The organism is Microcoleus sp. T3_D1 (assembly GCF_036700405.1).
In the GTDB taxonomy this organism is placed as follows: Bacteria; Cyanobacteriota; Cyanobacteriia; order Cyanobacteriales; family Microcoleaceae; genus Microcoleus.
In genome coordinates, this window is the sequence record NZ_JAUBOV010000129.1 from 1 (window position 1) to 12,198 (window position 12,198).

Here is a 12,198-nt window from a genome sequence, read left to right on the forward strand (position 1 = left end):
GGCAAGATGCCTGTTCCACAAGAAAATTCACTCTTTGTGGAACGGGCATCTTGCCCGTTCTTGAGAATGGTGCAAGAGGTGAGTTTCAAACGACTTTCGCTATCAGCCAGGGAATGAATTCCCTGGCGGGCTCTGGAACCATCAATCAACCCAGCCCTCTCCCCCTCTTGTGCTCTTCCGGGTTGATTCCACACTAAAGACGGGACGATCGCAAGTACGGGTAAAATCGAGACTGACAATATTAGACGCCAATAGAAAAAATTACGTTTCACAGATTACAACTCACAATTTCACTTCTAAACGCATGGGGATTTAGAAACCCGGAAAATCCGTATGTTTGTTCTTACTAAATCCGATATTTTTGGCGACGATCGCAATAATTACGCTAGATCCCTACTACAAACTGCTCACCCCGGAATACCAATCACAAACTCCGAACCCTGCCCCAAAAAAGAATTCACGAGTAACGTACCTCCATGTTTTTCCACAACAATTTGATGGGCGATCGACAATCCTAATCCAGTGCCTTGACCCACAGGCTTGGTTGTAAATAAGTGGTTAAAGATGTTTTCCTTGACTTCGGCCGACATCCCTACTCCATTATCCTTAATGCGAATCAAAACCTGATTGTTGTCTTCGCTCAGAGCAGTTTGAACCGTGATTTGATTAGGTAGGGCTTTAATTTCACTAAAACTTCGCCCCTTATTTGACTCCTCCAGAGCGTCAATCGCATTGGCGAGTACGTTCATAAATACCTGGTTTAACTGTCCGGGAAAGCATTTTACGAGAGGCAATTTACCATACTCTTTCACAACTTCAATGGCAGGGCGGGACTCGCTGGCTTTTAAACGGTGCTTGAGAATCAGTAGAGTGCTTTCGAGTCCATCGTGAATATTGAAAGAAACTGGTCGATCGCTATCTGCCCTGGAAAACGTTCTCAAACTCGTACTGATATTGCGGATGCGATCGACTCCTTCCTTCATCGAGCCAATCAATTTGGGCAAATCTTCTCGCAAATACTCCAAGTCCATATCTTCAATTTCGGCTTCAATTTCTCCTCCCGGATGGGGAAATTTTTCTTGATACAAATCAATCAAATTGAATAAATCCCCCACGTATTCTATAGCCGGTTGCAAGTTGCCGGCGATAAAGCCTACGGGATTGTTAATTTCGTGGGCTACACCAGCGACTAAATTTCCCAAAGCCGACATTTTTTCACCCTGCACCAATTGCAGTTGCATCTGTTTGAGAGCCTGGATAGACTGCTCCAGTTTTTGGGCATAATCCTGAGATTTTTGATAAAGCTGTTGAGATTGCTGATATAAGCGGGCGTTTTCCAGCGAGATGGCAGCTTGGGAACAGAGGATGTTGAGGAGAGCGACGCGATCGCCAGTGAATGCCCCCGTCGTCAGATTATTTTCCAAATACAGAATTGCCATCATTTTGCCTTGATGGGTAATCGGAGTACATAGGATGCTGTTAGGTTGGTGCTGCTTGATATAGGGGTCAGAAGTAAATATTAATTCAGTCTTGACATCATCGAAAACTAGAGTTTTTTGCGTGCGTTTGACGTAATTAATGACAGTCTGGGGAATTGATTCGCTCTCCTCTATCCCAATAGTTTCTTGCAGAAGACAGCCTTGGCGATCGCTACAGTGGACGGCGATTGTCCAGTTTTCCTCTTCTTTCAAAATCAATACTCCTGTTTGAGCGCCTGCATTCTGAATCGCTACTTCCATCAGGGTAGTGAGCAATTGTTCCAGCTTAATTTCGCTAGACAAAGCTTGATAAGCTTTGATAACAGTTGGTAAATCTATTACTGTGGTACTCGTACTTCCAGTAATTGTTTGGTTTTTGCTAGAAGATGAGGTGTCATGGGAGGTAGTCACTGCCTCGAACAAACGAACTTGATTATGTTGCAAAATAGGAGCAAGCAATTGAAAATAGCGTTGTTCTATGTCGTCAATCTTCGCTTTAGCTCCCCAACGAGAGTAGGCATAGTAGGCATCAATTAGATAAAGTTGAGCAATTTTTTCTTTACCCCATTGTAAATAAAATTTTGCAGCCAGCTCATTTGCCAAAGCTTCTTCATTGAGGTATTTGTTTTCTTTAGCCAGAGCGATCGCGCGATCGTAAAAATCCATCGCCTCAACTTGCTGTCCTAAAACGCGATAGCGCTCTGCCTCGACCAAATAGAACTTATGCAAGTGATTCATAGGGGCATACTCCGCCCATCGCTTGCTTTTTGCCTGATTTACTGCTACTTTTTCTAGGAGTGCAGCTTGTTTTTCCGCATCAGCCTCTGCATACACCGCTAAGTACGTTAGAGACCCATAGAAATAAATCAGCGAATACTGAAGCCCTGCGGTTAGAGCATCCGAATATTGCTCTGCTAGCACGGCATTTTCCAGCGCTTGTTGATAGTTTTCAAACAAATAACCGAGAATCAACTTGTTGAGATAAACGCTGCAAATCGCATACTGCACGTTATTAGCTTGATGCTGCGGTATCATGATGTCTTCATCATAAGCTTCCCCAACCAAACGGCAGGGGTTATCGGTTTTGCCTCGCAAGTTCAAAACAGCCTGCCGAAAAATTTTCACGAAACTGAGTGCGTTTCCCTGACGAATCTGATGAATAGCGCGATCGAAGGTTTCTGTCTCCCGCTCCATTTCCGCCAAGTCTCTGCCCATAGAGAAAGAAAGCGCCGTATAATTGTAAAGTCCATAGGCAGCATATTCTAATTCTCCTGCTTCTAGGGCAATTTGATGGGCTTCTAATAAAAATGGCAAAGAATCTTGGGGGTAGCGTTTCCAATGCCGGACATAGCCATAAACAAGATTGTAGGTTTTAGTTTTTAGCTCTTTGCTTTTCACATTATCTAGCAGACCTAAAGCTACCTCACCTGATTGATAGCCGATATCAATATCCCCTCCTGTTCCTGCATGAATTAAACCATACCAAGCATAACTAAAAGCAGATGTAGGGGCATTTCCATAGGTTAGAGATAGTTCTATTGGCTTGCACACAATCAGCGGGAATAATTTAGATGCAGACTGATAAGAAGCCGATACAACCGTGCCTAAAATTCGCAGGGCTGCCAGATAATAGGAGTCGGTCATCTCTGGAAGATTAATCAATTCTTCCAACGTGTGGCGGGCGAACTTGCGTTTTGTTTCATCCTGGGTTTGTTGAACCTTTTCCGGGCTGGGATTCTCTGGAAATTCCACGCCCAGTTGTTTGAGAACAATCAGCGCCGTCTGTTCTGCTAAGGGTAAATTATTCTGAGCGATGTAACTTTGAATTCGCACTGTATAAACTTTCACAGTATCCAGAGAGGTTCGGGCTTGCTGCAACACGATTTGCACCCATCGATCCATTTGTTCAAATTCACCGATCAGGAATGCCGCTTCAACTGCTTCCTCATATAGGTTTAAGGTGAGTTGGTACTGGCTGTCCCAACAATCCGTTGCTAATAATTCAATTCCGTTACTCAAGCACTCAAGGGCTGTCGCATACGCTGTTGCGGCTTTTGCTTTTCGTCCAGCTACTAGATTTAAGTGGGCAAATTCTTCCCGTTGCACGCGATCGCTAACCAGCTTAATCGCCATATTCAAATGGTTGACCATTTCAAAAATTCTTTCTTCCCGCTCGACTTCCGATGTTTCCTTAAACAGCAATTGCCCTATCTTTAAGTGGGTCGAGCGTTTTTGGTCTTCGGGAATGAGAGAATAGGCAGCCTGTTGTACGCGGTCATGCAAAAACTTGTATTTCGCTAATTGTTCATTGCTACTTAATAAGTCAGCGGTCTCTTCCTGGGTCGCGGGATTACCTAATTCTTTACTACATTGTTGATAAAATTTATAAACATCGCTAACTGGTAAAATCAACCCTTCTTGCAATGCTTTCCACAAAGCTGTTGCTGTTTCTGTTGGCGAATTTTCATCAACAATTGCTAAGGTCGCCAAATCGAACTGATTGCCAATACAAGCAGCTAACTTTAAAACTTCCTGTGTCCTGATTGGCAACTTTCGCAACTGAAGTGCCATGAATTCTACTACATCATCCGTTAGTGCCAAGGTTCGCACTCTAGCGATATCGCACTGCCAATACCGAGCTTCAAAATTAAATTCAATTATCCCATCTTCATGCAAAGATTTGAGGAATTGTGTGCTAAAAAAGGGATTTCCTTGGGTTTTCTGATAAACGAGTTCTGTCAAAGGCAGAGCCAATGCTCTAGAACAAGCTAAGGTATCGGCAATCAGACAATTCAACTCCGAGCGATCGAGCGGCGCGAGGGTAATGGTGTTGACTGTGGCTCCGGTGTGTTGAATGTCGGATAATGTCAGCACCAAAGGGTGTACGGGACTGACTTCGTTATCTCGATACGCTCCAATTAAAAAGAGATACCGCCGATCGCGATCGCTCGTCAAAAGTTGAATCAACTTTAATGAGGCTGAGTCTGCCCATTGCAAGTCATCTAAGAAAATGACGAGGGGATGTTCTTTGGTTGTGAAGAGTTGAATGAAGTTCTCTAATAAGCGATTGAAGCGATTTTGGGCCGCACTGCCCGAAAGTTCTGGTGCGGCTGGTTGCTCTCCGATAATCCGTTCTAGTTCGGGAATTACCTCAACGATTACCTGAGCATTCTCGCCCAATGCTGCCAGGATTTGAGTCTTCCACTGTTCAAGTTTAGCATCTGTTTCGCTCAGCAATTGCTTCATTAAATCGCGAAAACCTTGTACAAAAGCTGAGAATGGTTGGGTGCGTCCAAATTGGTCGAATTTGCCTTTGATGAAGTAGCCTCTAGCTGCGACAATCGGTTTGTGAACTTCGTTGACGACGGCGGTTTTGCCAATACCTGAAAAGCCAGCCACCAGCATCATTTCCGCGCTTCCTGCACTCACGCGATCGAAGGCTGCCAGTAGGGAGAATACTTCGTTCTCTCTACCGTATAATTTTTCGGGAATGATGAAGCGATCGCACAAATCTCGCTGCCCTAGTTTAAAAGAGGCGATTTCTCCAGTTTTTTGCCACTGGTACAAACAAGTTTCCAAATCAAACTTGAGTCCTAGAGCACTTTGATACCTATCTTCAGCATTCTTCGCCATCAGTTTGCTAACAATTTCAGACAGCACCAAGGGAACGCTTTTGTTGAGGTGATGGACTGGAATAGGCTGCTTGGCAAGGTGACAGTGTACTAACTCTATCGGATCGTCGCTTTGGAAAGGCAACTGTCTCGTCAGCAGTTCGTAGAATGTAACTCCCAGAGAGTAGAAATCTGTGCGGTAATCAATGCCTCGGTTCATTCGCCCAGTTTGTTCGGGAGATATGTAAGCTAAAGTGCCTTCAAGGAGGTTGGGATTTTGAATTTCTTGGGTTTGGCGCGGCAACAGCGAAGCGATGCTGAAGTCAATCAGCTTAACTTGTTTGCTGGCAGGGTTAATTAGAATGTTGGCGGGTTTGAGGTCTTTATGGATAACGTGGTGGCGATAAAGTCCGTCAAGCGAGTTGGCAATTTGAATGCCAATGGGAAGAAACTCGTTAACGGGCCACCCTTCCAGAGGTTCCTTGCTGGCGAACACTAGACTAGCGAGGTAGCTACATAAGGAAATTCCGCCAAAGTCTTCCATCACCAGAGCATACTGGTTATGGTAAGTCTCCAGGCTGTATGCCTTGATAGTGCCGGGGAGTTCTAAGTTTTTAGTAATGACAAACTGATTGCGGAAGTGAACGAGTTCGTGGAAGCGGGGAAAGTCATTTCGCAGCAGTTTGATCACTACGGGCTGCCGATCGGAAGACCGACGGGCACGATAAACCACAGTTCGATTGCCTGCGTATATTTGCTCGTTAATCTGATATCCTCGCAAAATATTTGTTATGCTAGCCATACCTACCTATTCCTACTGCTTCTGTCAAGCCTGAAGCTTTTTTGAGTTACTATAGCAACCCTAAATCATTCGCCTAATTATTGTAGGGGCAATCCCACGCCCGGTTCCCCCGATAGATAGGGGGTAGGCACGGGGAGTAGGGGTAGCACTACCCCTACAAATTTACATGAATGATTTAGAATTGCTATATCTACTATTTTCGCTCTATCGGCCGTGCTATTGATTAACTATATTTAGTTTAATCTACTTTGTACCTCAAATTATGAAAACGCCATTTTAAAAACAAGACTTAATATTTTAGGTAAGAGATGTTGATAAGGGAGTTGAGACCAAGTAGAAAATGAAGGAGGCTAACGCTGATTGAATGACAGCCGTTCATTGAAGAGGAAGTTAAGACGCTAATTAATAGGATGAAAAATATATAGCCTCAGTAACATGAGGTGTACGCTTGATAAGCGGGCATAGGCCTCCGTGGGCATAGAGCCTAGGGCATACCTCACTTGATTGAGAACTGTTGTAGTGAAAAAATCCTTGCCTAGCTAAGTTAATTAACGAGGCGTCTTGGTATTAGTTCCGTGTCGGAATTGAATACTTGGCAAAAGTATTTAATTCAGAAACGGTTGCGGTTAGAAATCCTGCATCAGCAAATCGCCTCAACGAATCAAGAATCAAGCGCGTCTGTAGACCTGAAAGGGTCCAAAACGTTTGTGGGAAAAAAAATACAAAATAGGCTTAGGGAAAACAGTCAACCTTTTTCGGCTAGGCATCTTAGCCTGGGTTCTGGACGATCGCTGACAAGACTTGCGCGCAAACTTTGACTGTAATGGGTGAAATTTTATCAATTTTTTGATAAACTTGATGTTCGCAGCTTGAGAGTTGACTTCACAATAAGACCGGTTTCACCAGTTGTGAACCGCGCTGCTACATTGCACCTACCGACTGAGCGGGCAGGTGGCTTTTGTGTCTGCGGGCGCTGACGAAAGCAACTCAGCAGCGCAGCAAGCAAAATAACGCTAAAGTTACTATCTACCTGAGTCCGCAAGGCTACCCTTCCGAACTCAGGAAAAACCCACAGAAAAAACTAGATCGCCTGCAATGTATCTAGTTGCATGGCGGCGATTTCCCAAAGAATCACTGCTTTTTAACAGCAGGGTATTCTAGGAGACATCTCCGAAGCGATGCGAGCGAGATAATTTAAAATCTGCAAACAGGGTTTCAGCGCTAAGTACAGGCCGCATCGACGTAAATTTTTATCAAATCAGCTTCCAATGTGCTGTTTTAAAGTTTACTAGGCTCCCACCGCTCGGCAGCTTTCTCTCTCCGAGCTATAAAAACGCATCAACCACACAATCACGGAAATAACATTCAATCAACATGGGTAACACGATCGATCCAAACAGAAACGTGCATCAGACTGAGCGAGGAACTCCCTATGCCGGCCAAAGCTGGTTAGTGGAAGAAAGAGATGCCTGCGGTGTGGGCTTTATTGCCAACCAAAGCGGTGAAGCCACCCACTCGATTATTCAAAAAGCGCTGCCAGCTTTAACTTGTCTGGAACATCGCGGCGGTTGCAGCGCCGACTCTGATTCCGGCGACGGTGCGGGTTTGATGACCGCGATTCCTTGGGAATTGCTAGATGCTTGGTTTGCTGAACAGGGAATTGTGCCTCCCGCACGCGAAAACTGCGGCGTGGGAATGCTGTTTCTGTCTCAAGATAAATTTCAAGCGACTATAGCGCGGCAGGTGGTTGAGCAAGTTCTGACCTCGCGCGGGCTGAAACTTTTGGGATGGCGCAAAGTTCCCATTGTACCGTCGGTTTTGGGCGAGCAAGCGCTAGAAAATCAACCTCAAATCGAACAAGTAATTGTCAGTTCACCGCACTTAGCCGGAGACGAACTCGACAGACACCTATTTCTGGCGCGCCGCACGATCGGACACGCGCTGTCAAATCGTCCCAACTTCACCCGCCGAGACTTTTATACTTGCTCTTTCTCCTGCCGCACGATCGTCTATAAAGGCATGGTGCGATCGGCCGTACTGGCAGAATTTTACCAAGACCTGAAAAATCCCGCTTATAAAAGCTCCTTTGCCGTCTATCACCGGCGCTTCAGCACCAACACGATGCCCCGCTGGCACTTAGCCCAGCCCATGCGCTTGCTGGGACACAACGGCGAAATTAACACGCTGTTGGGCAATATTACCTGGATGAAGGCGCGGCAAGCGAATTTAGCTCACCCGAATTGGACTCAAGCTGATATCGACACGTTTAACCCAATTGTCAATCCCGAAAGCAGCGATTCGGCAAACTTGGACAACGTAATGGAGTTGTTGGTGCACTCCGGCCGCACCCCCCTAGAATCCCTGACAATTCTGGTACCCGAAGCCTACAAAAATCAGCCGGATTTGGCTCCCTACCCAGAAATTGTCGATTTTTACGAGTATTACAGCGGCATTCAAGAACCTTGGGACGGCCCGGCCCTGCTGGTGTTCAGCGACGGGAAACAAGTAGGTGCTACGCTCGATCGCAACGGTTTGCGGCCGGCCCGCTACTGCATTACTAAAGACGGTTTGGTAATTGTGGCCTCCGAAGCCGGAGTTGTCGATATTCCCGAAGCAGATATTGTCGAAAAAGGCCGTTTGGGGCCCGGACAAATGATTGCAGTTGACCTGCAAACCAAGGAAATTCTCAAAAATTGGCAACTCAAGCAGCGCATTGCTAAGCGGCACCCCTACGGCGAATGGCTGCAACAAAACCGCGAAATCTTGCAGCCGCAGCCTTTTGCGGAAACAACAACCCTCGACTCGCAAACGCTGTTAGCAACCCAAACTGCTTTCGGCTACACAGCCGAAGATTTGGACATGGTAATCGTCGAGATGGCGAGTTCTGGGAAAGAACCGACTTTCTGCATGGGCGACGACGTTCCCTTGGCTGTGTTGTCAGAAAAGCCTCAGTTGCTGTACAACTATTTCAAACAGCGGTTCGCTCAAGTGACAAATCCGCCGATCGACCCCCTGCGCGAGGGGATGGTGATGTCGCTGACGATGAATGTGGGCCTGCGGGGCAATTTACTGCAAGCAGTACCGGAAAATGCCAAGCGGCTGAAAATTGATTCTCCCGTACTCAACGACGCTGAACTGTCTTTCTTGAAAGACCAAAAGTCTTTCACCGCAACCGAATTGTCAACGCTTTACAAAATTTCTGCTGGGCCTTCTGGTTTGAAAACAGCAGTCGAGCAACTTTGTCAAAAGGCGGCTGCTTCGGTGCGCGAGGGTTCGAGAATTCTGATTTTGAGCGATCGAATCTCGAAGGCCGAAGGCGAATCTTCTGTGGGATTGAGTGCAGAATGCACTTATATTCCGCCATTCCTGGCAGTTGGTGCGGTTCACCACCACTTAATTAGCGTCGGCCTGCGGATGCAAACTTCGCTGGTTGTGGATACCGCCCAATGTTGGAGCACTCACCACTTCGCTTGTTTGATCGGTTACGGGGCGGTGGCTGTTTGCCCTTACCTGGCATTGGAAAGCGTGCGCGCCTGGTGGTCTGACAGCAAGACTCAAAACTTGATCCAGCACGGCAAAGTTCCCAATATTACCGTGGCACAGGCTCAAGCTAGATACCGCACAGCGGTGGAAAACGGCTTGCTGAAGATTATGTCGAAAATGGGGATTTCACTGCTGGCTAGCTATCAGGGGGCCCAAATCTTTGAGGCGATCGGCATTGGCGGTGATTTGCTAGATTTGGGTTTCAAAGGCACTGTTTCCCGCATCGGCGGTTTGAGTGTCGCGGAACTGGCTAACGAGGTAATGTCTTTCCACAGTCAGGCTTTCCCAGAATTGCACCTCAAAAAGCTGGAAAATTACGGCTTTGTGCAGTACCGCCGGGGTGGTGAATATCACATGAACAGCCCGGAAATGGCGAAGGCTTTGCACAAGGCTGTAACTACTTTTAAGGCTCACACTAACGGTAACGGCAATGGGGCCGAACCAAAAATGAGACCCATGGGTCTCAAAAATTCGGAAACGGCTTACGATCACTACGAGGTTTACAAGCAACAGCTCGAAAATCGCCCGGTAACGGCTTTGCGGGATTTGCTGGATTTCCAGAGCGATCGGCCTCCCATTGCAATCGAAGACGTAGAATCTGTAGCAGATATTGTCAAACGGTTCGCCACCGGCGGAATGTCTCTCGGCGCTTTGTCCCCGGAAGCCCACGAAACTCTCGCGATTGCGATGAACCGCATCGGCGGTAAATCGAACTCCGGCGAAGGCGGCGAAGACCCGGTGCGCTACAAAGTGCTAAACGATGTGAGCGCGGCAGGTTTCTCACAAACGCTACCTCACTTGAAAGGTTTGCAGAACGGGGATACAGCTTCTTCATCTATCAAACAAGTAGCTTCGGGACGCTTCGGGGTGACTCCTGAGTACCTGATGAACGCCGAACAAATCGAAATTAAAATCGCACAAGGTGCGAAACCGGGTGAAGGCGGTCAATTGCCGGGGGCGAAAGTGAGCGAGTACATTGCTTATTTGCGCCGATCGAAACCGGGTGTCACGCTGATTTCGCCTCCTCCTCACCACGACATTTATTCGATCGAGGATTTGGCGCAGTTGATTTTTGACTTGCACCAAATCAATCCGAAAGCTGGAGTTTCGGTGAAGTTGGTGTCGGAAGTCGGCATCGGGACTGTAGCCGCTGGTGTCGCCAAGGCAAATGCTGATGTGATTCAAATTTCCGGCCACGATGGCGGCACCGGTGCTTCGCCACTGAGTTCGATTAAGCACGCAGGTTCTCCGTGGGAACTCGGATTGACCGAAGTTCACCGGGTGCTGATGGAAAATAAATTGCGCGATCGAGTTTTGCTCCGCGTTGACGGTGGCTTTAAAAGCGGCTGGGACGTGATTGTAGGCGCTTTAATGGGCGGCGAAGAGTACGGTTTCGGCACGGTGGCAATGATTGCAGAAGGCTGTATTATGGCTCGCGTTTGCCACATGAATAGTTGTCCGGTGGGCGTGACAACTCAACAAGAACACTTGCGGAAACGGTTCCCTGGTACGCCGGAACACGTTGTTAATTTCTTCTATTTCGTAGCACAAGAAGTGCGGAGTTTACTGGCGAAATTGGGTTATAAGTCGATCGCAGATATCATCGGCCGCGCGGATTTGCTGAAAATGCGCGAAGGGGTGAAACTAACTAAAACTCAAGCGATTAATTTGGATTGTTTGACCAAGTTACCTGATACTAAGAGCGATCGATCTTTCTTGATACACGGCGACGTACACACCAACGGGCCAGTGTTAGATGATGATTTGCTGGCGGATGCGGAGATTCAAAGTGCGATCGCCAATCACGGCACTGTTAGCAAGAGTGTAAAATTGGTGAATACCGATCGCACTGTAGGCGCAAGAATCAGTGGTGCGATCGCACAGCAACACGGTAACACCGGCTTTAGCGGTCAAATCACCCTCAATTGTACTGGTAGCGCGGGCCAAAGCTTCGGCGCGTTCAATTTGCCGGGAATGACGCTGGTACTGTCAGGCCAAGCCAATGACTACGTTGGTAAAGGGATGCACGGCGGCGAAATCGCGATCGCACCGCCGGCTGGTGCGACTTATGATGCTTCCGAAAATGCGATCGTCGGTAACACTTGTTTGTATGGTGCGACGGGGGGAACTCTGTTGGCTGCGGGTAAAGCTGGCGAACGGTTTGCGGTGCGTAACTCGATGGCGAAAGCAGTGATTGAAGGTGCGGGCGATCACTGCTGCGAGTACATGACTGGCGGCGTAATTGTCGTGTTAGGAAAAGTCGGCCGCAACGTCGGCGCTGGAATGACTGGCGGCTTAGCTTATTTCCTCGATGAAGATGGCAGTTTCCCGGCTCACGTCAACGGGGAGATTGTGAAGATGCAGCGGGTTTGTACGGCGGCTGGGGAGGCGCAATTGAAGGAGTTGATTGAGGCTCAGTGCGATCGAACTGGTAGCAAGAAAGCTGAGAATATTTTAGCAAATTGGTCGGAATATTTGCCTAAGTTCTGGCAAGTTGTGCCGCCGAGTGAAGCGAATTCGCCGGAGGCTTCGGAACAAAAGATTGCTGTGGAAGTGTAATTTTCTAGCTGGTTGGTTGGTTAAATAGACATCTCCAATAATTATTGTGGAACAGGCATCTTGCCTGTTCAAGACTACGTTTTTTGGAGATGTCTAATAGATGAGGGGCGACGCGAGTTGCCCCTTTTTTAATTTAGGAATGAGAATTAAATAACTTCCACAAGTTTGTGGGATGGGCGTCCCGCCCGTCCTTTTTGGACGGGCG

The 12,198-nt window shown here is 47.4% G+C and carries 2 protein-coding genes and 1 pseudogene; 1 reads left to right on the forward strand and 2 read right to left on the reverse strand.

The features are described 5' to 3' along the window. Both QT992_RS31810 and QT992_RS31815 read right to left on the reverse strand, forming a co-directional pair. Positions 1-272: pseudogene (locus QT992_RS31810) on the reverse strand (hypothetical protein); the annotation flags it as partial. 135 nt (positions 273-407) lie between these two features. Beyond that, entirely contained in the window at positions 408-5,891 is a 5,484-nt protein-coding gene (locus tag QT992_RS31815; protein ID WP_333320062.1) for an AAA family ATPase, read from the reverse strand. A 1,374-nt stretch (positions 5,892-7,265) separates the two neighbouring features. Between QT992_RS31815 and QT992_RS31820 the strand changes: the two genes are divergently transcribed. Further along, entirely contained in the window at positions 7,266-11,993 is a 4,728-nt protein-coding gene (locus tag QT992_RS31820; RefSeq protein WP_333340225.1) for a glutamate synthase-related protein, read from the forward strand. The last annotated feature ends 205 nt before the right edge of the window (positions 11,994-12,198 follow it).

Coding starts and splice junctions, on each gene's coding strand:
- QT992_RS31820 (WP_333340225.1), top strand. CDS start 7,266: ATGGGTAACACGATCGATCCAAACAGAAACGTGCATCAGACTGAGCGA.
- QT992_RS31815 (WP_333320062.1), bottom strand. CDS start 5,891: ATGGCTAGCATAACAAATATTTTGCGAGGATATCAGATTAACGAGCAA.